This is a genomic window from Halosolutus sp. DAT137 (assembly GCF_059736405.1).
On the sequence record NZ_JCAQID010000009.1, the window covers coordinates 235,777 to 255,642 of the forward strand.

Sequence of the window (19,866 nt, forward strand, 5' to 3'; positions counted from 1 at the left end):
CGTCTGGCACCGGCTATTTCGAATCCGGCACCGATCAGTCGCGCTCCGCGTTCGTACAGAGCGCGGTGAACGCCGTACCGCCCATGTGGGTGTCGACGACCTCGCAGCGATCGAAGACGGTGTCGAGCGCACCCACGACGTCGTTGTCGGGATTCCAGTTCGCGTACCAGCGGAAGAACCGCCAGATGAGCGGGTTGAACACGCGACCGAGACCGCTCTGAACGGGCCGGACGTCGACGACGGCCAACCGCGCGCCGGGGCGCAACGATCGGGAGGTTCGCTCGACGACCCGCTCCGCGTCGGGCATGACGCTCAGCGAGAGCGTCGCGATCGCTGCATCGAACGGCTCGTCGAACGTCACCGCTCCCGCATCAGCACGCCGAACCTGAACGTTCTCCCAGCCGTGGCGCTCGACGCGTTCGCGTGCGTTTTCGACCATCCCCGGACTGTAGTCGATTGCGATTAGTTCCCCGTCCGGACCGATATCATTGCGAACCCGCTCGAAGTTGACGCCGGGACCGCAGCCAATTTCGAGCACCCGATCGCCCGGTTGCAGGTCCAGTCCATCGATCGCCGCCTCGCGGATCGGCTTGAAGTCCTTCTCGCTGAGTCCGTACCAGTCGCTCCAGCGATCCCACACCGTCCGACTCCGTTCTAAGTGCGCGCGGTACCGGTCCTCGGTCGATGTTGACGCGTCGGACCCCGGTTCGCGGTTCGGATGGTTCGTCTCCATAGTCACAATATCACAATTGTGCCAACACGTGTGAGTAGCTTCACACGAAACATATCGGCGAGTTATATACCCGCGAGTGCGATCGGGACTGTGGCACCGATCTGACGACAGGAGAGACGAGGAGACGAACCGGGGAACAACGGCAGTCGAAGCGAGCCGGCAAGAGCGCCACCGTCGATCGCGCCGTTTTTTATCGACGATCGCCAGTACCCGATCGTGAGCGACTACGACACCGTCTCTGCGGACGTCGAAGGCGAGGATGAGATCCCGGAGGACCATCCGAGATATCAGGATCTCCTCACTCGCCACCGGATCGAAACGGGGGTCGAAAAGGGGATTACACACTTACAGGGGATGCACGCGGAAGGCCGAGGGAGCGCCTTCGACTACCTGCTAGGCGAAGAAACGATACCGAGCGCCGACGCGGCCGAACGAGCGGCCGCCGCCCACCTGCTGCTGGCTGACCATCCCGTGCTCTCGATCAACGGTAACGTCGCGGCACTCGTCCCCGGAGAGATGGTCGAACTGGCTGACGCGACGGGAGCCGATCTCGAGGTCAACCTGTTCAACCGGACGCCGGAGCGAATTGCGGCGATCGCTGACCACCTCCGGGAGCACGGCGCTGAAGACGTCAAGGGACTGGAAGCCGAGGCCCGCATCCCGAATCTGGACCACCAGCGGGCGAAAGTCGACGCCGACGGCATCTACGCGGCCGACGTCGTCCTCGTCCCCCTCGAGGACGGCGATCGCGCCGAGGCGCTAAACGAGATGGGCAAAACGGAGATCGTGATCGACCTCAACCCGCTCTCGCGATCGCCACGGGTTGCCGACGTGCCGATCGTCGACAACATTATCCGCGCGGTGCCGAACATGACCGATCACGCACGCGAACTGGCGGACGCAGACACGAGCGAACTGCAGGAGATTGTCGAGCGCTTCGATCGAGCGGCTGCGCTCTCGGATGCCGAATCGCGGATTCGAGACGGGTTCTGAGCGACCGTCGACACCGACCGCAACCGACGGTCAGGACCACTCCGCGATCCGGGGTGATACGCGGTCGCGTTCGCCGTCCCGATCAGTTGTCAGCGACTCCTCGTTGTCGATCGCGGGCAGTCGAGATTTGATCGCGGCGACGACCTCTTCGACCTGGTAGTACGATAATGAGAGATATTCGCTGGCCCGCCGCGTGATCGAATTGTCGACCTCGTAGTCGATGCCGCGTCCCTCGAGTGCGTCTCCATCGTAGGTGGTGAGCCACCGGCGAGCCAGCGTAACGCCTTTTTCAGCGTCGTATCCGCGGGCGACGTAGTGTTTGTAGGGGTGGCGAATCCACGAACACTCCCAGTGAGCGTAGACGTCGACGCCCTCGCTCCCCTCGAGTTCGTGGATGACGACGTGCAACTGGTAGGTCGCAAGCGGCGACGGACGCCAGACCCACGATCCCTCCGAGGTGTTGCCGTCTGCGCGCACTTTCAGGGCGGCGATCGGGTTGCGCGAAAATCCGAGATCGTCGAGTACCGATTCGATCGTCTCCTCGGTGCAGTGGGCCGTGAGCGCGTACTCCTCGGCCGTCGTGTGGCTGATCGCGTAGCCGTCGAAGCTCCCCTGCAGGAGGTAGTGAACCTGTGGCAAGAAGCTCCGGCGAGCAGCGTTAATCGCATCCTCTGTCACTCCCATATGAACGGAGTTCTTACGAGAACCAGCCGGAAGTGTATTGGGCAGGCAATCTCTGTGAGACCGTCGGTCGCTGACGATCGGTTCCGTCGACGACCCGCCCCCACCACCGACGGATAGGTCCCTTTCATCGAATATAAATTGCTCCTCCGGTTTCAGTTCATACATGGACACCTACGACCTGATCACGCGAAACGCCGAAGAGGTCGTCACCGACGAGGAGGTACGCGATCTCGCGGGAGCGCCCGAGGGGAAACGCGCCTACGTCGGCTACGAGCCCTCCGGCGTGCTTCACCTCGGCCATCTGTTGACGGCGAACAAACTCATCGATCTCCAGGAGGCCGGCATGGAGGTCGTCGTCTTGCTCGCGGACGTTCACGCCCACCTCAACGGAAAGGGAACCTTCGAGGAGATCCGTGAGACGGCCGAACAGATGCGCGCCCAGTTCGTCGCCTACGGCCTCGACGAGGAGAACACGGAGTTCGTCTACGGCTCCGAGTTCCAGCTCGACGAGGAGTACACGCTCGACCTGCACGAACTCGAGCTTTCGACGACGATGAACCGCGCCCAGCGCGCGATGGCCGAACTCCAGTCCGGTGAGACGGCGAAGGTGAGCCACCTCGTCTACCCGCTGATGCAGGCGCTGGACATCGAGTACCTCGACCTCGATCTCGCCGTCGGCGGCTTAGACCAGCGCAAGGTCCACATGCTCGCCCGCGAGGAGTTACCCGAACTCGGGTACGAGGTGCGGCCGGCGCTGCACACGCCGATCGTCGCCGACCTCACGAGCGGCGAGGGGAAGATGTCCTCGAGCGAGGGCGTCACGATCTCGATGGAGGACTCGACCGAAGACCTCGAAGAGAAGGTCAACTCGGCGTTCTGTCCGCCGACGCGCGATCCGGAGGGTGACCTCGAGAACCCCGTCCTCGAACTGTTCGAGTACCACGTCTTCCCGCGATTCGAGTCGGTCACCGTCGAACGCCCCGAGAAGTACGGCGGCGATCTCACCTACGACGACTACGAAACGCTCGCAAACGATCTGGAGTCCGGCGAACTCCACCCGGCCGACGCGAAGGGGACGCTCGCGGCGTACCTCGACGAACTGATCGCGCCGGGTCGTGAGACGCTGTGCGACCTGCGAGCCTGATCGAGACCGGTATCACCCCGCCGGCAACGTCTGAACGCAGTTGCGACAGTACGTATAGCCCTGCTGGTTTCTCGTCCCGCAGGTTCGACACGTAACCGAGTCCTCGACCGTCTGCGCACTGGAACTCATAGTCGGTGCTCCAGTCTCAGGTCGGATGGCCGACTTGCAGACGTGTGCAAGCCGGTATCGGTCGGCCGCGATCGATACCCGAGTCTCGGATCGACGCGCGAGTATCGTGGATTCAAGTACGACTGGCACCCTTAGGCGGCTATGAACGAGACGCGACGATCGATTCTCGCGGCGCTCGAGGAGGGCCCGCTGTCGGGACCGACACTCGCCAAAGAACTCGATATGTCTCGCGCGGCGGTCTGGAAGCACATCGAGGCGCTCCGCGAGGCCGGCTTCGAGATCGAAAGCGGGAGCGACGGCTACACGCTCGCCGGGGTGACGGCGTACAGCGGGCCGGCCGTCGAGTACGGTCTGGACGCGCCGTTTACGATCGAGTACCACGACTCGATCGGGAGTACGAACGATCGCGCCCGCGAGCTCGCGACAGCGGGGGCGAAAGATATCGCCGTCCTTGCGGACAAACAGACCGGCGGACGGGGTCGACTCGAGCGCGAGTGGGCGGCACCGTCGGGCGGAATCTGGCTGAGTCTCGTCTCGCGGCCGGCGGTCGCGCCGGCCAGGGCACCGCTGTACACGCTCGCGGCCGCAGTCGCGACCGTTCAGGTGGCACGCGAGGCCGGCGTCGACGCGCGGATCAAGTGGCCTAACGACGTAGTCGTCCCGGTCGACGACACCGAGTATCGAAAACTGACGGGCATCCTCACCGAGATGGAGGGGGAAACCGACCGAATCACGTGGCTCGTCGTCGGAATCGGCGTCAACGCGAATATCGATCCCGAGGCGCTCCCCGAGACGGCGACCAGTATCCGGGCCGAAGCCGGCGACGTCGATCGACGCGTGTTCGTCCAGCGACTCATCGAGGCGTTCGATCGCTACCGGTCGGACCTCGAGGAGGTCATCCCGGCCTGGCGAGAGCACGCGCTCACGCTCGGGCAACGAGTCCGGGTCGATCGACAGGACGGGGAGATCGTCGGCAACGCGATCGACGTGACGGCGTCGGGTGCGCTCGTCGTCGACACGGCCGGCGGGCGAGAGACGGTCTCTGCGGGTGATTGCGAGCACCTTCGCCCGGTTTGAACCCGGTCAGCGGCGACCGTCGACGGCGTGTGGCCAGTGCCTGCTCACTTGACGGCGTGCGTCGGCGCGCTCACTCGACCGCGACCGTCGATCGTTCCGCCTCGTCCTCGGAGTCGTTTTCGTCGACGCGCACCGTCAACACCGGCACGTCGGCGCGGCGAACGACGCGCTCTGCGACACTGCCGAGCAAGAGTCGATCGATGCCGCCTCGACCGTGGGTCCCCATGACGATGAGGTCGCAGTTCTCGGGCGTGGCCTCCTCGACGATGGTCCGACTCGGTGACCCCTCGAGAACCGTCGTTTCGACGTCGACGTCCTCCGGCGCGAGTTCGATCGCCCGCTCGACCGCCGTTTCGCCTTCCGCGTAGAGCGCGTCGCTGATTCCTTCCCACGCAGTTTCCATCGGTAGCCCCCCGTAGCCGGCGATATTGACCACGTATAACACTCGGACCCGCGCACCGTGTGCCCGCGCCAGATCGAAGGCATACGCTAACGCGGACTCGCCCGCTTCGGATCCGTCGGTCGGGACGAGGATACAGTCGTACATCTTGGCACAGTATACCATACCGCACTCACCAGTATAATAGTACGTGAATATATCAAACGAGCACTATTTCCTGCGAAGAACGGACGACAGCAATCGAAGACTGAGCGCACCGAAACACGGTCAAAGCGGAACCGTGGAGGCGATTCGGGGGACTACAGGGAAGAGCAACTCGCACTGCGAGGTTTGGCGCGACCGTCAGGGGTCGAGGACGACCTCGCTGACGTCGTCGACGCCGGCACGACGCACGACAGCCCGAACCGGATCTCGAACCCCTGTGAGGTTGTCCGAGTCACCATCAAGGACAAGCAGGCGCGCTTTGCGTCCCGGTTCGAGGAGTCCGTAGTCGAGACCAGCGAGTTCTGCACCGTTGATCGTCGCCATTCGAAGAATCTCCGTCGCCGAGAGGTCGGAACACTTCGCGATGAATTCCATCTCGCGAAACATCGACGGGGAGTTGAGCATCACGTTGTCCGTGCCGAGTGCCAGCGTCGTCCGCTCCGCTAACTCCTCGAACGGGGACAGACCGACCCCCGTCACGAGGTTCGATCGCGGACAGACGACGACCGGAATTTCGCTGTCTTCGATCCGGTCCAGGTGGATCGGCTCGGGGTGGACGACGTGAACGAGAAAGTCCGGGTCGAGATCCAGCGCCGGATTGATGTCGCTCGCGTCGACTTCGCCCGCGTGGATGCCAAAGGGCTTGCCGGCCTCGCGGGTCGCCGTCCGCTCTCGATCGAAGCTGTCGTCGTTGGCACCGCTCGCACCGAAGCCGGTCCCCTCGTGCATAGCGTCGATCGAGCCGCGCGCGAACGCGAGCGCATCGATGTCGAGTCCGGCCGCGGCCTCCTCGAGCATCCGGACGCCCGCAACGTCTCCCTCCCGGAAGTCGAGACAGGCCGCCGTCCCGCTTCGTTGCATAAACTGCAGTGATCGCCTCGTCGCGGAGACCAGTTCCTCGTGGGAGGCCGCACGGAGCAGCCGGTGTTTCAGGCCGTCCGGCGGCGCGACGAGTTCTTCGAGCGAGAGGCCGCCGCCGGCCTCCTTGGCGATCGAGTCCCCAACGTGCGTGTGGGCGTTGACGAACGCCGGCATCATGATGTCGTCGCTCTCGATCGATTCCTCTTCGATCGCGTCGATCCGGCCGTCGTCGTCGATGACGATTCGACCCTCGACGGGCTCGAACGATCGTCCCCGGAGAATCGTTCCCGTACGTTCCATACTGGGGAGTTCGTGGGCGGCCCCTTCAACTGTTCGACGTGTTTACTCGACGTACTGGTCCAGCGTCGCGTCCAGTCCGTCTCGCACCTCGCGCACGAGCGCCCCGTCGATGTCGAGACCGAGCACCTCCACGGCGGCCCGACCGACCCGATCGCGAAGCGCTGCCGGAGAGTAGACGCCGAGTCGCCACTGGGAGTACTGGCCCGCACGGAGTGCAGCCACGAGCGGCGACTGCTGTTCGAGCGATCGGATCTCGCCGTTGACCATCACGCGAGACGTCGATTCCGTCATCGACGGCCGACTCGGTACGTCGAGAATTACGCTCTCGGGATCGACGTCCGCGCGGGCTGCGATCTCACGTTCGAACTCGCGGACGGAGTCGTGATCGGACTCGATGATGCCACCGGGAACGTCGTCCATCTCGGCCCACACCGCTCGCTTGAAGAGGTCTCGCTCGTCGAGTCGTCGGAAGAAGTCGCCAGTTTCCGCACACGACCGAAGGGCCACGATCAGGTCGTGGTCGTCCATCCGCTGGAGAGTTTCCGCATCGACGTCGGCGTCGGGTGCCTCGAGCAACCGTTCGGCCCCGCGGCGTAACATTGCCTTGCTGATCCGGGCGACGCTGTGGCTGTAGACTGTCGGGTTCATCAGCGCCCGCGCGACGAGCAGGCTCTCGGCCGTCTGGACGTTGCCCTCGTCGAGGACGAGTTCGCCGTCGACGAACGTGAGTTCGCGAACCAGCCGGCCCGTGTCGATCGTTCCGTACGGAACGCCCGTGTGGTGGGCGTCCCGCACGAGGTAGTCCATTCGATCGACGTCGAGTTCGCCGGAGACCAGCTGTCCAAACCGTCCGTCGCCGGCGACGAGGTCCGCGACGGCGTCCGGTTCGAGGTCGTGATTCCGTAGTACGTCCCCAACCTGACCCTCTGAGAGGAGATCGTGGACGTCGTCGTGGTAGCGCCCGGTCCGGCGGTAGGTGAGCGATTCGAGGTTGTGACTGAACGGACCGTGGCCGACGTCGTGGAGGAGCGCGGCCGCGTGGATTCGATCGGCCTGGACCCCTTCGATGCCGAGGTGGTCGAGGGCGACACACGCGAGGTGGTAGACCCCGAGGCTGTGCTCGAAGCGCGTGTGATTCGCCGAGGGGTAGACCAGCGAGACGGTCCCCAGCTGACCGATCCGGCGGAGTCGCTGGAGGGCCGGCGTGTCGAGAAGATCCCGCGCGACGCCCTCGACTTGGATGTGATCGTGGACGCTATCTTTGATGATTTTCATGCCAGACCGTTCGGCGTTCTCACACAAAAACGATCGTCCGCGAGCGATCGAGTCGAACGCCACCGCAACCAGTACGGCTTTTGCCGGGGACTCCGAACGATCGCCTGGCACCATGTCCGTGATGACGATCGCGACGATCGCGCTCTTTATGATCACGATTCTCTGTCTGATCGCTCTCCTGTACATCTCGACACAGTGGGACGAATGAGGATGGCGTCGCTCTTTTTCGTCTGCGGCGGCAACCGCCCCGTCCCACGAGCGAACAACTACCCTGGGGTCGATACTGCCGGCACCACCGCTAATGGAACGGCCATCTTCCGTCGAAACGATCGATGACTGAACTCGAAATCCCCGCGAATGCCGACGGCCAACGGACCGCAGCGCTCGTCGACGAGTTCGTCGACGTTGGTGACGAGATCCAGATCTGGGAGACGGCGCGTACCGGCGACGACGACCCCGAACTCACTGGCACAGTGACGGGGATCGAACCCGGTTACCTCGAACTCGACGGAAACCCGGTCGATCAGGGAAGCGTCCGCTACGACGAGATAGACAGAATCATTCGCGTCGACTCCGGGTGATCGGTCGCTGCTTCCTCGAGTCGATCGAGTTCGCGAACTGCCTCCGGGGAGCGCCGATGCTGTAGGGACGCGATCGCCTCGCCGGAGCCCTCGATTCGGTCGTCCGAGTCCTCGACGGCGATCCAGTCACGCAACCAGTGGAGGATGGCTCCGAGCACATCCGTACTGACGGTCGACAGTAGCAAAAATATCGGGTATTTCTCGGGTCTCGATCGAGGTCGCGCGGCGATGTTCAGGCCCGCCGCCACCGGTGGGTGGCGTAGGTCGTTCCCGCTAGCAACGAGCCGACGAGACCGAACAGCCAGGCGAGAGCAGCGTAGCCGACGTAGACGGTCTCGTACGGATCGACAATATCCCGCGGCGGTTCCGTCGCCCAGGGAGTGAGATGGGTGCCGACGACGAGGACGAACAGTGCTCCGAGAAGAACGAGCCAGTATCCCGCACCGACTCGCTCGGTGACCGTCAGATAGAGCCCGATCGCGACGAGCGGGTAAATCAGCAGGGTGTAGGTGAATATCGTAACCTCCTGGATCACCGGCCAGCCGACGTGGTTACCTCTAACGACGTGATCGACGTGGTGACCAGCGCCAAGCACTGTCGACAGCACGATCAGTGCGTACAGTCGCGTATCGACGCTCGATGGCCCAATCCGCTCACTCCACCGTCGGGATTCGCCGCTGCGCCGGGCGTCGCTATCGTTTATCTCGATCACACACAAATCTCATCGACTGTCACCCGAATTCGTTTCCCCAAGATGTTGGTATCTGGGCGTCCGACTCCTCGACTTTCAGACGGCCATCTCCGCTCTCTGCCGACGGAGTACGTCGGCCGGTCCTACTCGATCGAGACCCACTCGCCCCGGTCGTCGCTGACTTCGATCGCGTCGAGGACGCGCTGGGCGGCGAGTCCGTCCTCGAAGCTGGGGGCAAACTCCCCGCCGGAGTCGACCGCGGAGAGGAACTCGTAGTTCTCGTGGACGAACGTGTGCTCCCAGCCGATGACGTGGCCCGGCGGCCACCAGTGGTCGATGTACGGATCGTCTTCGTCGGTCACGAGGATCGTCTCGTAGCCGCGATCACCGTCGCGAAGCAGTTCGAGTTCGTTCAGCCGTTCGAGCGAGAACTGCAGGCTGCCGTTCGAGCCGTGAATTTCGATCGTATGGTCGTTCTTGTGTCCGGTCGCGAAGCGAGAGGCTTCGAGGGTCCCCATCGCACCGTTTGCGAACTCGATCTGAGCGGAGTAGGCGTCGTCGACGGTGACTGGACGGGTCTCGTCGCCGTCTCCGTCTTCGACCGGACGCTCCTCGACGAACGTCTGCAAGTGGCCGCTCACCCGGTCCATCTCGCCGGCGAGGTCGTCGTCACCGACGAGAAAGCGAAGGAGATCGACGGTGTGCGCCCCGAGGTCGCCCAGCGCGCCCGATCCCGCCATCTCCGCGTCGTTGCGCCACGACCACGGCGCGTCGGGATCGACCAACCAGTCCTGAAGGTATCGCCCGCGAACGTGATGGATCTCGCCCAGTTCGCCGTCATCGAGCAGTCGCTTTGCATACCGAATCGCGGGGACGAACCGGTAGTTGAACGCACAGCCGTTTGGAACGCCCGCGTCGCGTGCGGCCTCGGCCATCTCTTCTGCCTCCTCGAACGTCGGTGCGAGGGGTTTCTCGCAGAATACCGGCGTTCCGGCCTCGAGCGCGGCGATCGAGGGCTGGGCGTGGACGTGGTTCGGCCCGAGGTTGTAGAACACGTCGACGTCGTCGACGACGTCCCGCCAGTCGGTCGCGGTCGACTCGAATCCTAACTGGTCGGCCGCCTCCTGAAGCGCCTCCTCGTCGCGGCCGACGAGCACGCTGCGCTCGACATCCGGAGCGTCCGGAAAAAACATTGAGAGCCGCGAGAGGGCGTTTGCGTGGGCTTTTCCCATAAACCGATAGCCGAGTACGCCGACTTCGATCGTCATGGGTATTCGTTCACTACGGGTGTAGTTAGAGGTTTTCGTCTCGAGAACTCGCCTTCGATCGATCAGACAAACGCGTCCACCGGCCGTGGAGCTGGACTATTCGGCCCAGTACGCCTTGCCGGGCGTCTCTCGGAACACCGCTCGATCGAGCAGTTCGACGGCCTTCTCTAACCCCTCGCGAGAGCTGGTCAGCGAATCCTCGTGCTCGATCGACAGCGTGCCGTCGTAGTCGACCATCCGCAGCGTCGAGACGATCTCCTTCCAGTGGGACTCGCCGTGACCGTAGCCGACCGATCGGAACAGCCACGATCGATTCGGTTCGTCGTCGTAAGCGGTCGTATCGAGGACACCCTTCTCGCGGGCCTGCTCCTCGTAGATACGCGTATCTTTGGCGTGAAAGTGGTGGATGGCGTCGCGCTCGCCGAGGAACCGGATCGCATCGGTGATCGAGATACCCTGCCAGTAGAGATGCGATGGGTCGAAGTTCGCGCCGATTCGATCGTTCGTCGCCTCGCGCAGTTTCGCCATTCCGTGGGGCTCGTAGACCAGCATGTTCGGGTGCATCTCGATCGCGATGTCGACGCCGTGGTCGTCGGCAAACGCAGCCAGCTCCGACCAGTACTCGACGGCCACGCCCCACTGGTACTCGTGAGCGTCGGCGTGTTCGGTGGGCCACGGTGCCGTTATCCAGTTTGGCACCTCGTCACCCGGACCGCCGGCGGGCAGCCCCGAAAAACAGGTTACCGTATTCACGTCGAGTTGGGCGGCAAGTTCGATCGCCTCCCGTAGTTCCGTATCGGCCGTCCCAGCCCGATCGTCGTCCGGATGCAGCGGGTTGTTGTGCGTCGCCAGCGCGCTCACGTGCATGTCGTACTCCGCGAGTAGATCGTGCAGTTCCTGCTGGGCATCCTCGTCGTCGAAATACTCCTCGCGAGCGAGGTGATCGTCCCCAGGATAGCCACCGACACCGGGCTCGATCGCGTCGACGCCGATCTCCGAGAGGTACTCCAGTGCGCCTTCGAGCGATTCGTCCGCCAGCGGTGGGGTGTGAACGCCGATATCCATACGTCAGAATCGAAGCGATCCCGCCGTATAAATCCAGTGTTGGAACCCGGATAATTTGGCGGGCAACAGCGTATACCGCCGGTCTCCTCGGACTACAGGAAACACTGGACAGCAGTACACCCCCGAACGCAGGGCGAACTGGCTTTCGAGCGGCCTATCCGGTAAAACCGATAATCTCGAGAATGAATTGCCGTGTGGCTGACTGCCCGGTGCAGTCAGTACAACTGCTCTTCGTTCTCCTTGCGTTCTTGCTCGCGTTGTTGCTGTCGGTTCCGCTCGCGCCTGTTGTGAAGATACCGCGTGATTCCGGGCAGTACCTTGTTTTTCATGTCGAGGGCGAACGAGACGATCCCGTAGATCCAGAAGAAAAACAGGACCGTCAACCCGCCGTAGTAGACGAGTGGGACGAGGCTACTCACGCTGGCCACCCGTTTCGGCACTAGTGGCCGCCGCCTCCGAATCACCTCCAGCGCCGTGGTCCACAGCCAGGTCCGCGATACCGTGTCTGAGTGCGTCGCCCGATGCCGTATCGAAGAGATGGACTTTCGATCGATCGAGGACGACCGACACGGACTCGTCTTCGTCGATTTCGGTGTCCGGATCGACGCTCATCAGCAGCTGGTTCGACGCTGACGACGCCTCGTCGCTGGTCATCATTTCGCTGCTCGCACCGTCCAGAGAGAGATAGATGAAGATCTCGTTGCCCATCGGTTCGAGGACGTCAGTGCGTGCCTCGATCACTTCCGATGGACTGTCTACGGCATCGGCGTTGCGAGCGAGGTAGATATCCTCGGGCCGAACACCCATCGTGACCTCGGCAGCCGTCGCGTCGTCGAGTTCGGTCGCGTCTAACTCGAGATCGAAGTGCTCGGTATCGAGCCCACCGCTCGTCAGTTCTCCGTCGATAAAGTTCATCGACGGCGAGCCGATGAATCCGGCAACGAACAGGTTATCCGGTTCGTTGTAACAGACCAGCGGCGGATCGATCTGCTGGAGTTCACCAGCGTTGATGACCGCGATCCGATCGGACATGGTCATCGCTTCGGCCTGGTCGTGGGTAACGTAGATGATGGTCGTATCCAGCTGTTTGTGCAGACGCTGGAGTTCCGTTCGCATGTGGACGCGAAGCTTCGCGTCGAGGTTTGCGAGCGGCTCGTCCATCAGGAAGACATCCGGCTTGCGGACGATCGCACGCGCGATCGCAACCCGCTGTTGCTGTCCGCCCGAAAGCTCGTTCGGTTCCCGATCGAGCATTCCCTCGAGCTGGACGATGTCGGATGCCTGCTGGACCCGTTTGTCGATCTCGTCCTTGTCGAACTTCCGCAGCCGGAGCCCGAACGAGATGTTCTCGTAGACGTCCATGTGCGGGAACAGCGCGATGTTCTGGAAGACCATCGACACCCCGCGATCTTTCGGCGGAAGTTTGGTAACATCGGTCTCGCCGATGTTCACCGTTCCCGACGTCGGCGTCGTGAGGCCGGCGATCGTCTCCATTGTCGTCGACTTCCCACAGCCCGACGGGCCGACGAGACAGACGAATTCGCCGTCTCGGATGTTGAGGTTCATCTCGTCGACGGCGACGACGTCGTCGTAGCGTTTCGTTACGTCCGTAAGTTGTACTCGTGCCATTGTTACTCTTTGAGTGCTCCTTCAGTGAGTCCGCTAACGATTTTCTCCTGTGCGACGACGACGAGAATCAACATCGGCAACACGCCAACGATACTGGCTGCCGCCATCAGGTTGAAGTCCGTCGTATACTGTGTCTGGTAGCTCAGGATACCGCCGACGATTGGCGACCACTGACCGGGCTGATTCTGAAGCGCCATAATCGAGCTGAAGAAGTACTCGTTGTAGACGGCGATGAAGGTCAACACGGCGGCGGTCGCAACGCCAGGTGCCGATAGCGGCATGATCACGCGGAAGAGGGCACCCAGTCTGGTTGTCCCTTCAACGCGCGCTGCATCCTCGAGCCCGTCCGGAATCTGCGAGTAGAACGTGGTGAGGATGAAGATCGACAGCGGTAGGAACAACGCGCTGAAGGGCATGATCATCGAGCCTGGCGTGTTGACCAGCCGCGGCGGTTCGAACAGTTCGATCCCGAGGAACGGGACGACGACCGCGTTCCCGAGGAACGCATCGAACAGCGGAATCAGGAACGCAGCCGGCGGGAAGTACGACACCGCCAGAATGCCGAGCATCATGACCCCGCGGCCGGGGAACTCGAGCCGGCCGAAGACGTACCCCGCGAGACTCGCGAGGATCAGGACGATGATCGTCGTCGTCGTCGCGAGCACGAAGCTGTTGAAGACGTAGAGGTGGAACGGCACCTGCTGGAAGACCTCTACGAACGCGACCACGTTGAACCCCTGTGGTGTCGGGAACGGTATGTCACCGAGCAGCGGGAGTGATAGGCCCCAGTCACCTTGCCGGATGATACCGTTCGGAGTCAAGGCCAGTACCAACAACCAGTAGAACGGGAACAAGGTCGTCACCAGGAAGAACGCGGTGATGACGTAGAACAACGCCCGATACAGCCGGTCGCGCTTTTCGGGATCGCTGAGGACGCCGTTGGTCCACCGCTCGAGGAGCCCAAGATTGTCGTCAGTCGACTGCGACTGCGTTTCGGATGCAGTTGCCATCTTAGAATCCCTCCTTGTACTGCTGGTAGATGACGCCCAGGACGGCGATACCGATGATGATGGCGGTGACGAACGCGATCGCCGACGCCAGTCCTCGGTTCGTGTTGAACGTCGACACGACCATACACGAAAGCGACGGGACGGTCGTACAGCCCGACACCGAGTCGATCAGTCCGTAAATTCGCATCGCGTCGATCGTCCGGAACAACACGGCGATACCAAGTGCAGGAAGGATCAACGGGAAGGTGATCAGCTTGAACTCCTGCCACTTGGTCGCTCCAGCGACCTTCGAGACGTCGTAGAGGCTCCGATCGATGCTCTGGAGCCCGGCGAGGATGAGCAACGCCATGAACGCCGTCGTCTTCCAGATGTCCGCGACGGTGATGATCAACAGCGAACTGAACGGATCGTTCAGCGTGTTCGTCGCGGCGATGATCCCCCAGTCTGACAGCGGGCCCGTCAGGAAGCCCGCGGTCGGGTGGAACATCAGGTAGAAGATCATCCCCTGAATGACGATCGGGATCGCCCACGGGATGATGATCGCAGCACGGACCCACCGTCGGCCACGGAAGTCCTGGTCGAGCACCAGTGCCTGTCCGAAGCCGATGAGCGTCTCGAAAAAGACGCTCACGAGGGTGAAGATCAGCGTGACTGCCAGCGCACTTCGGAGGAGTCCATCGAAGTGGACGAACGGGAAGCTACCGCTCGTGCTGACGCCGGGCAGGAACGTCGTCGTTCCCGGGAATCGCGGATTCGCTTCACCGGTAAACATCTGGACGTAGTTGGCCAGTCCCACAAACTCCGGATCCGAGAGAACGTTCTGGTACAACGACAGCTCAAGGGTCCGCAACAGCGGATAGAGCGCCACGGTGGCCAGTAGCACCATCACCGGCGTTAGCAGCAGGTAGGCGAACCCGGTTTCCCCGAGATTCTCCATCCACCGCGTGATCGTGACGAGTGGCCCCGATCGGTTCGATTGTCTGGTGGGGCCTGTCCGGTCTTCAGTGCTCATCCTTACTCTTCGGTGGCTTCGAGTCCATCCTGAAGATCAGCCGCTGCGTCTGCGGGACTCTTGTCCCCGGCAACGGCGAGGTTGACCTCTTCGGCGATCAGACTAGACTGGTCCGACCAGATTTCCGTCACGGGACGAGCCATCGCGTTCTCCCCAGCGACACGGAGGGTCTCCAGATAGTGACCCGTCGGTTCGACTGCTGCCGCCTCTTCGGCCTCGAAGAGGGCTGGTTTCGCCGGGACCCACCCGTAAAGTTCGAACATTCCGAGGTAGTACTCGTCGGTCATAATTGCGCGAAGGATCTCGACTGCGTCCTCGGTGTTTTCGGAGTTCGGGTTGAGACACATGTGCCAGCCCCCGAGAGCGGACGTCGAGCCGCCGGTTCCGGGCTGGTTCGCTTCGTCTGGAGACACGGCGTACGGAATCGGCATCGCGCCGTAGTCGTCGGTCGTGAGGTCGTAGTCCTCGCTGGCGAGGTTCGAGGTGATGGCGTAGGGCCAGTTGCGCTGCATAGCGGCTTCGCCTGCGAGAATGGCCTCACGGGCGTCTTCTTCCTTCCAGGACGTGATGTTTTCGGAGGCGAGACCGAGGGGGTAGTCCTCGTTCGTGTTCTCGTCGTGTTCGGTAGCGACGAACGTCCGCATCATCTCGAGCCCTTCGACGAACTCCGGTTCGTCGACCGTCACCGGTCGATCGCCGACCGGTCCGAACAGGTTTTCGCGACCGCCGAAGTACGCACCGCCGAACGAGGACATGACCTCGTTCCACGTACAACACGACGTCCCTTCGTACTGGTCCCACTGCGTTGCGAGGCCGTATTCCGCGTCGGACGCCTCGACGATTTCTTCGGTGATCTCGGCCCACTCCTGCCAGGTCATCGGCTCGGTGGCCCACTCGTCGAAGTCCGAATCGTCGTAGCCGGCCTCGCGAGCGTAATCCTTGCGGTACTGCATCGTCGGGTAGTCCGGGTACATCGGAACCCCGTAGAGGTCCCCACTATCGGGCTCGCGAGCCGTTGCGGTGAACGATTCGAAGAACTCGTCCTCGATCGTCGAGAGTTCGTCGTCGCTGAGTTCGTCGCTCAGGTTCGCAATGTGACCGCGCTGGATGAACACGTTCACCCACCCGTTGTCCATCATCAGGAGGTCCGGCTGCGTCTCACCGGCCTGAAGCAGGTTCGTGTACGAGTCACGTCGCTCGCCCGTGTCCTCGTCGCCCGCCTGGAGTTCGATTTCGATTCCGTCTGCGCCGTTGTCCTGGAGCAGTTCGATGAACTCGTCGCCGACCGACTCGATCATAACCGGGTCCGTCCCGATGACGACGGCTTCGTCGGACGTTTCGTCACCGTAGATACAGCCAGCGAGGCTGACTGCAGCACCACCTGCGCCAGCCGCCTTGACGAACGTGCGCCGCGAAACGTTGTTGCTTTTCTGCGCTTCCCCCTGTGAGCATCTATCACTCATAGAAAATAGTATGTGAGTTAGCCCTATTTATAATTAATGATCCGAGTACAACAGGTGTAGTTAATTCTTTTTTCAGCGTCCGATCGGCGTCAAACCGAGCCGAGACTACTCAGTCCACAGATAGCAATACGCTGGGATGGGCTGGCACTGCGGGAGGGATGGTGGCAGAAAAAAAAAGAGATCGGCTCACTCGATCGATTCGATCGTCACTCGCATCGCCTCGAAATCCTCCATCATCGCCCCCCAGCCGCCGACGGTGTAGGTTCCCTCGTCAGTTTCGATCGTCATCGAGGCCTCGCCAGCGAGTTGCGAGAGCGGTGCTGGACGATCGGTTTCGGCCTGAACGCCCGCGTAGGTGACGTCGAGAATGGTCCCGCGCTGAGTTACCTCGCGGCCCGTCTGGGTGTCGAAGCCGTGAATCGTCGCCTCGATCGTCCGTCCGTCCTCGAGCAACGGCACGACATCGCGGAGACACTGGCGGAGGTTGACGTAGGTTATCGGTGGGTCGTCGTTTCGTTCGGAGTAGATCGTCTCGTGGACTTCCCACAGACAGGTCTGAAAGTACCAGTTGAACACGTATGCGTGGGTCCGATCGTTGACGATCACGCCGTATTCGTTCGTCGAACTACCGTGTGGCGAGAAACACGTCCAGGACCGATCGATCAGGGCGACAAAGGGAGAGGGGAGATCCCGATATCGTGCCTCGGTGCACGCACGAGCCAGGGCGTCCTCATCGGGAAGTTCGGTATCGCCGTCGAGTGACGAGAACAGACAGAGTTTGATATCGACGCCGTTTTCCGTCGCCGTTTCGAGGGCCTCCGAGAGAGTTCCAAACTGGGATGGTGTCAGCCCAATCTGGATCTGGTTTGTGGCCGATCGAACGAGGTTGTCGGTCTGTGTAAGGACCGTATCGAGCCGTTTGACGATGCTAACCTTGTGTTCTTCGATGTCAGGCCGGTTCCAGCGGGTTTCGATTTCGTCGGCAGCCGTTTCGAGTCGACCGGCGCGAGAACGGAGGTTGGCCAGTACGTCGGCTGGGTCGTGTGCTCGTGCGTGGAGGCTGCCCTGTTCGTACGTTTCGATGTATCCGTCGTCCTCCAGATCGCGCAAAACGTCGTAAATCCGCGGGTCTGGAACCGAACTTGCCTGTGCGACGTCAGTTGCGGACGCCGAACCGAACTCGAGGAGCGTTACGAACGCATCCGCCTGATACGGCGAGAGACCGGCATCCTCAAGCGTTTCGGTGAGTTGGTCACTATCCATTCTACTTACCGAGTCAGAAGAGGAACGGGACTGCCCCGTTCCGGTCGGCGAACTTCTATCGAGGATCGACCGCGAGAAGACAGTTCGAATCGTTGCCAGCGCCGTTCCGTTTTGTTCATTCGTGTGAATATATGCCACCTGTCGCAAAAAAGCGTATCGCTGGCGCTACACTGAAGAGGCTCCGCTGAAAACGGTCGCTGCATGACTGATCCGCTCGATCGCGTTCGTCGACCCGAGTATACCGGGAAGAATCGATGCTGGCCGTGTACGATAATCAATGGGGTGGCAGTGGCGATCTTGGCCGGCGTACTCGCTCTTCGAGGGAGACGGACGACAGCCGTGATCGTTACCGTCCTGGGAAGCGCCGCGATCGCCCTGCGTGGCTACGTCGTTCCGTACACGCCGCAGTTTGCGCCCCGTCTCGTCGCAGAACTTCCGATCGATGCGTTCGATCACGACGACGAATTCGAGGAGTCCGGGTCGCTGTCGGATTCGGGCGTTACAGCGGATGAAACTGATGTTGAGGACGAACCGACGGGCGAAGAGGTTCTCACTGAACTGATCGAAGCGGGGGCTATCGTCCCCGAGGGAGAGGACATTCGACTTACAGCCGACTTTCGCGACGACTGGCACCGGGAGATGCAGACGCTCCGTGAACTGGAGTTCTCCGAAATCGAAACGATTGCCGATGAACTGACCCCGCCCTCGGTCGAGACGCGGACGGACGAGGGGTGGAATCACCCGATTCTCGTCCTCGACGGGGGCGGGATGCCGTCGACACTCCGGCGGCACATCGCCATCGCCGAACTCGGTGCGGCGCGCGCACTCGAGTCCTACGTCGAGTCCGACGCGATCCGCCGTGCAGCCGGCCGCCCGCTCCGATCCCTGCTCGAAGACTGTCCGCTGTGCGACGGGGAACTGACCATTTCGCGGGCGAGTTGCTGCGGTGACGTCACGCCGATCGGAATGAAACCGTCAGAAAAGCTGCTGTGCCCGGTTTGCGACGAGCGATTTTTCGTCTTCGAGCACGCAGAGCACTGAGATTGGCGTACTCACCGTCTGGAACTAGCTCACTCACCGCTCGCTGATTCTCGCGTGATCGCTTCGACTTCGTCCCGATCTGGAAGGGCAGCCATCGCGCCGGCAGCCGTCGTCGCGGCGGCACCGGTCGCGTTGGCGAACGCGAGCGTCTCGGATAACTCTCGCCCGTCGAGCAGCGCCGCGATCGCGCCGGCGACGAAGGCGTCGCCAGCACCGGTCGTGTCGACGACTGTGGGATCGTAGCCGGGATGGCTGGCGTTCCCCGCCCACGGCGATTCGGCCGCCCCGACGGCGATCGAACCCGCGCTCCCCCGCGTCACGAACACGACATCGGGACCAGCGGCCAGTACTTCATGGGCGATCGCGTCGGCGGTCGTTCCCTCAAAACCGAGCGTTTCGAGTTCTCCCACGGTCGCTTTCAGGACGTCTACGCTCTCGAGTGCTGCCCGAACCGTCTCCCGGTACGTCTCCTCGTCGGGCCACAGCTCCGGGCGTTCGTTCGGGTCGAACGAGACGGTACAATCGTGCGCTGCAGCTCGTTCGAGCAAATCGAGCGTCGCGTCCCTGGAGGGGCCACTCGAGAGCGTGACGCCGCCAGCGTGGACCCACTCACGGTCCTCGAGAACGGTGTCGTCGATCCGTCCCGGTTCGAGTCGAGTATCGGCGGTTCCGTCCCGGTAGAAAGAAAACTCGCGATCGCCCGTCTCGTCGTGGGTGACGAATGCGAGCGAGGTCTTCGCATCGGCATCCAGTTCGAGGAACCGGTCCGGCAGTCCGTAGTCAGTGAGCGTGTCGTGGAGATACCGACCGAAGGGGTCGTCGCCGACGCGCGTCCAGAAAAGGGGTGGTCGCTCGAGGCGAGCGAGAGCCACCGCGACGTTCGCCGGTGCGCCGCCCGGCCGCCGATCGAACCCCTCGACCGTGTCGATCGGGCCGGGATGGTCCGGGAGAAAGTCGATCAGCGCTTCGCCAGCGACTAAAATATCGCGAGTCATAGCGCCCTTTTCGAGCGCCCCCTGATAAGATGTTGTGGGTCTGTCCCG

The 19,866-nt window shown here is 62.4% G+C and carries 23 protein-coding genes; 6 read left to right on the forward strand and 17 right to left on the reverse strand.

Features of this window, described 5'->3' with window-relative positions; all coding sequences use genetic code 11:
* Window positions 1-34 precede the first annotated feature (34 nt).
* Window positions 35-733 (reverse strand): class I SAM-dependent methyltransferase, encoded by a 699-nt coding sequence (locus tag AC6I6L_RS16395; protein WP_497918843.1) that lies wholly within the window; start codon window positions 731-733, stop codon window positions 35-37.
* Window positions 734-949: 216 nt separating this feature from the next.
* Between AC6I6L_RS16395 and AC6I6L_RS16400 the strand changes: the two genes are divergently transcribed.
* Window positions 950-1,726 (forward strand): 4-phosphopantoate--beta-alanine ligase, encoded by a 777-nt coding sequence (locus tag AC6I6L_RS16400; RefSeq protein ID WP_497918844.1) that lies wholly within the window; start codon window positions 950-952, stop codon window positions 1,724-1,726.
* Window positions 1,727-1,756: 30 nt separating this feature from the next.
* On the opposite strand, the gene AC6I6L_RS16405 is transcribed toward AC6I6L_RS16400, so the two are convergent.
* Window positions 1,757-2,410 (reverse strand): hypothetical protein, encoded by a 654-nt coding sequence (locus tag AC6I6L_RS16405; RefSeq protein ID WP_497918845.1) that lies wholly within the window; start codon window positions 2,408-2,410, stop codon window positions 1,757-1,759.
* A gap of 163 nt (window positions 2,411-2,573) precedes the next feature.
* Here AC6I6L_RS16405 and AC6I6L_RS16410 point away from each other — a divergent pair, with 163 nt between their 5' ends.
* Window positions 2,574-3,554, forward strand: coding sequence for a tyrosine--tRNA ligase (locus tag AC6I6L_RS16410; protein WP_497918846.1), 981 nt, complete (start codon window positions 2,574-2,576; stop codon window positions 3,552-3,554).
* Between the two features lie 12 nt (window positions 3,555-3,566).
* On the opposite strand, the gene AC6I6L_RS16415 is transcribed toward AC6I6L_RS16410, so the two are convergent.
* A complete protein-coding gene (locus AC6I6L_RS16415) occupies window positions 3,567-3,683 on the reverse strand; it encodes a DUF7577 domain-containing protein (RefSeq protein ID WP_497918847.1) in 117 nt (38 codons plus the stop codon).
* A gap of 141 nt (window positions 3,684-3,824) precedes the next feature.
* On the opposite strand from AC6I6L_RS16415, the gene AC6I6L_RS16420 reads away from it, so the two are divergent.
* Window positions 3,825-4,760, forward strand: a complete 936-nt coding sequence (locus AC6I6L_RS16420; RefSeq protein ID WP_497918848.1) for a biotin--[acetyl-CoA-carboxylase] ligase — start codon at window positions 3,825-3,827, stop codon at window positions 4,758-4,760.
* Window positions 4,761-4,830: 70 nt separating this feature from the next.
* Here AC6I6L_RS16420 and AC6I6L_RS16425 read toward each other — a convergent pair whose 3' ends face one another.
* The 3 genes from AC6I6L_RS16425 to AC6I6L_RS16435 all read right to left on the reverse strand — a co-directional run bounded on the left by AC6I6L_RS16425 (window position 4,831) and on the right by AC6I6L_RS16435 (window position 7,800).
* Complete coding sequence (locus AC6I6L_RS16425) at window positions 4,831-5,307, reverse strand: universal stress protein (RefSeq protein ID WP_497918984.1); 477 nt, start codon at window positions 5,305-5,307, stop codon at window positions 4,831-4,833.
* A gap of 195 nt (window positions 5,308-5,502) precedes the next feature.
* Window positions 5,503-6,525, reverse strand: coding sequence for an amidohydrolase family protein (locus tag AC6I6L_RS16430; protein WP_497918849.1), 1,023 nt, complete (start codon window positions 6,523-6,525; stop codon window positions 5,503-5,505).
* 42 nt (window positions 6,526-6,567) lie between these two features.
* Window positions 6,568-7,800 (reverse strand): HD domain-containing protein, encoded by a 1,233-nt coding sequence (locus tag AC6I6L_RS16435; protein ID WP_497918850.1) that lies wholly within the window; start codon window positions 7,798-7,800, stop codon window positions 6,568-6,570.
* Between AC6I6L_RS16435 and AC6I6L_RS16440 the strand changes: the two genes are divergently transcribed.
* Both AC6I6L_RS16440 and AC6I6L_RS16445 read left to right on the forward strand, forming a co-directional pair.
* The gene (locus tag AC6I6L_RS16440; RefSeq protein WP_497918851.1) at window positions 7,799-8,008 is read left to right on the forward strand and encodes a hypothetical protein; all 210 of its coding nucleotides are present in this window, start codon (window positions 7,799-7,801) and stop codon (window positions 8,006-8,008) included. The two genes, AC6I6L_RS16435 and AC6I6L_RS16440, sit on opposite strands and share 2 nt — an antisense overlap.
* 124 nt (window positions 8,009-8,132) lie before the next feature.
* A complete protein-coding gene (locus AC6I6L_RS16445) occupies window positions 8,133-8,381 on the forward strand; it encodes a PDZ domain-containing protein (protein WP_497918852.1) in 249 nt (82 codons plus the stop codon).
* On the opposite strand, the gene AC6I6L_RS16450 is transcribed toward AC6I6L_RS16445, so the two are convergent.
* From AC6I6L_RS16450 to AC6I6L_RS16495, 10 genes are all read right to left on the reverse strand, one after another.
* Window positions 8,339-8,539, reverse strand: coding sequence for a hypothetical protein (locus AC6I6L_RS16450; RefSeq protein ID WP_497918853.1), 201 nt, complete (start codon window positions 8,537-8,539; stop codon window positions 8,339-8,341). The two genes, AC6I6L_RS16445 and AC6I6L_RS16450, sit on opposite strands and share 43 nt — an antisense overlap.
* 74 nt (window positions 8,540-8,613) lie before the next feature.
* Window positions 8,614-9,093 carry a hypothetical protein gene (locus tag AC6I6L_RS16455; protein ID WP_497918854.1) on the reverse strand — a complete coding sequence of 160 codons (480 nt, stop codon included), beginning with the start codon at window positions 9,091-9,093 and terminating at the stop codon, window positions 8,614-8,616.
* A 122-nt stretch (window positions 9,094-9,215) separates the two neighbouring features.
* Window positions 9,216-10,340 carry a Gfo/Idh/MocA family protein gene (locus AC6I6L_RS16460; protein WP_497918855.1) on the reverse strand — a complete coding sequence of 375 codons (1,125 nt, stop codon included), beginning with the start codon at window positions 10,338-10,340 and terminating at the stop codon, window positions 9,216-9,218.
* 96 nt (window positions 10,341-10,436) lie between these two features.
* Window positions 10,437-11,405, reverse strand: a complete 969-nt coding sequence (locus AC6I6L_RS16465) for a sugar phosphate isomerase/epimerase family protein (RefSeq protein WP_497918856.1) — start codon at window positions 11,403-11,405, stop codon at window positions 10,437-10,439.
* 215 nt (window positions 11,406-11,620) lie between these two features.
* Window positions 11,621-11,824 carry a DUF8005 family protein gene (locus tag AC6I6L_RS16470; protein ID WP_497918857.1) on the reverse strand — a complete coding sequence of 68 codons (204 nt, stop codon included), beginning with the start codon at window positions 11,822-11,824 and terminating at the stop codon, window positions 11,621-11,623.
* Window positions 11,817-13,034 (reverse strand): ABC transporter ATP-binding protein, encoded by a 1,218-nt coding sequence (locus tag AC6I6L_RS16475; protein WP_497918858.1) that lies wholly within the window; start codon window positions 13,032-13,034, stop codon window positions 11,817-11,819. Before AC6I6L_RS16475 ends, AC6I6L_RS16470 begins: the two co-directional genes overlap by 8 nt.
* Window positions 13,035-13,036: 2 nt before the next feature.
* Window positions 13,037-14,044, reverse strand: a complete 1,008-nt coding sequence (locus AC6I6L_RS16480) for a carbohydrate ABC transporter permease (RefSeq protein WP_497918859.1) — start codon at window positions 14,042-14,044, stop codon at window positions 13,037-13,039.
* Between the two features lies 1 nt (window position 14,045).
* Window positions 14,046-15,056 carry a carbohydrate ABC transporter permease gene (locus AC6I6L_RS16485; RefSeq protein ID WP_497918860.1) on the reverse strand — a complete coding sequence of 337 codons (1,011 nt, stop codon included), beginning with the start codon at window positions 15,054-15,056 and terminating at the stop codon, window positions 14,046-14,048.
* 2 nt (window positions 15,057-15,058) lie between these two features.
* A complete protein-coding gene (locus tag AC6I6L_RS16490) occupies window positions 15,059-16,519 on the reverse strand; it encodes an extracellular solute-binding protein (protein ID WP_497918861.1) in 1,461 nt (486 codons plus the stop codon).
* Window positions 16,520-16,705: 186 nt separating this feature from the next.
* Complete coding sequence (locus AC6I6L_RS16495; RefSeq protein ID WP_497918862.1) at window positions 16,706-17,782, reverse strand: TrmB family transcriptional regulator; 1,077 nt, start codon at window positions 17,780-17,782, stop codon at window positions 16,706-16,708.
* A gap of 201 nt (window positions 17,783-17,983) precedes the next feature.
* Here AC6I6L_RS16495 and AC6I6L_RS16500 point away from each other — a divergent pair, with 201 nt between their 5' ends.
* Window positions 17,984-18,823, forward strand: a complete 840-nt coding sequence (locus tag AC6I6L_RS16500) for a DUF8054 domain-containing protein (protein WP_497918863.1) — start codon at window positions 17,984-17,986, stop codon at window positions 18,821-18,823.
* A 29-nt stretch (window positions 18,824-18,852) separates the two neighbouring features.
* On the opposite strand, the gene AC6I6L_RS16505 is transcribed toward AC6I6L_RS16500, so the two are convergent.
* A complete protein-coding gene (locus tag AC6I6L_RS16505) occupies window positions 18,853-19,818 on the reverse strand; it encodes a carbohydrate kinase family protein (RefSeq protein WP_497918864.1) in 966 nt (321 codons plus the stop codon).
* Between the last annotated feature and the right edge of the window lie 48 nt (window positions 19,819-19,866).

Bases quoted from the DNA above. Each gene is read 5' to 3' on its own strand.
- AC6I6L_RS16465 (WP_497918856.1), bottom strand. From the start codon at position 11,405: ATGGATATCGGCGTTCACACCCCACCGCTGGCGGACGAATCGCTCGAA.
- AC6I6L_RS16480 (WP_497918859.1), bottom strand. From the start codon at position 14,044: ATGGCAACTGCATCCGAAACGCAGTCGCAGTCGACTGACGACAATCTT.
- AC6I6L_RS16430 (WP_497918849.1), bottom strand. From the start codon at position 6,525: ATGGAACGTACGGGAACGATTCTCCGGGGACGATCGTTCGAGCCCGTC.
- AC6I6L_RS16405 (WP_497918845.1), bottom strand. From the start codon at position 2,410: ATGGGAGTGACAGAGGATGCGATTAACGCTGCTCGCCGGAGCTTCTTG.
- AC6I6L_RS16495 (WP_497918862.1), bottom strand. From the start codon at position 17,782: ATGGATAGTGACCAACTCACCGAAACGCTTGAGGATGCCGGTCTCTCG.
- AC6I6L_RS16410 (WP_497918846.1), top strand. From the start codon at position 2,574: ATGGACACCTACGACCTGATCACGCGAAACGCCGAAGAGGTCGTCACC.
- AC6I6L_RS16415 (WP_497918847.1), bottom strand. From the start codon at position 3,683: ATGAGTTCCAGTGCGCAGACGGTCGAGGACTCGGTTACGTGTCGAACC.
- AC6I6L_RS16395 (WP_497918843.1), bottom strand. From the start codon at position 733: ATGGAGACGAACCATCCGAACCGCGAACCGGGGTCCGACGCGTCAACA.
- AC6I6L_RS16445 (WP_497918852.1), top strand. From the start codon at position 8,133: ATGACTGAACTCGAAATCCCCGCGAATGCCGACGGCCAACGGACCGCA.
- AC6I6L_RS16500 (WP_497918863.1), top strand. From the start codon at position 17,984: ATGACTGATCCGCTCGATCGCGTTCGTCGACCCGAGTATACCGGGAAG.
- AC6I6L_RS16420 (WP_497918848.1), top strand. From the start codon at position 3,825: ATGAACGAGACGCGACGATCGATTCTCGCGGCGCTCGAGGAGGGCCCG.
- AC6I6L_RS16485 (WP_497918860.1), bottom strand. From the start codon at position 15,056: ATGAGCACTGAAGACCGGACAGGCCCCACCAGACAATCGAACCGATCG.
- AC6I6L_RS16435 (WP_497918850.1), bottom strand. From the start codon at position 7,800: ATGAAAATCATCAAAGATAGCGTCCACGATCACATCCAAGTCGAGGGC.
- AC6I6L_RS16490 (WP_497918861.1), bottom strand. From the start codon at position 16,519: ATGAGTGATAGATGCTCACAGGGGGAAGCGCAGAAAAGCAACAACGTT.
- AC6I6L_RS16460 (WP_497918855.1), bottom strand. From the start codon at position 10,340: ATGACGATCGAAGTCGGCGTACTCGGCTATCGGTTTATGGGAAAAGCC.
- AC6I6L_RS16475 (WP_497918858.1), bottom strand. From the start codon at position 13,034: ATGGCACGAGTACAACTTACGGACGTAACGAAACGCTACGACGACGTC.
- AC6I6L_RS16425 (WP_497918984.1), bottom strand. From the start codon at position 5,307: ATGTACGACTGTATCCTCGTCCCGACCGACGGATCCGAAGCGGGCGAG.
- AC6I6L_RS16440 (WP_497918851.1), top strand. From the start codon at position 7,799: ATGCCAGACCGTTCGGCGTTCTCACACAAAAACGATCGTCCGCGAGCG.
- AC6I6L_RS16505 (WP_497918864.1), bottom strand. From the start codon at position 19,818: ATGACTCGCGATATTTTAGTCGCTGGCGAAGCGCTGATCGACTTTCTC.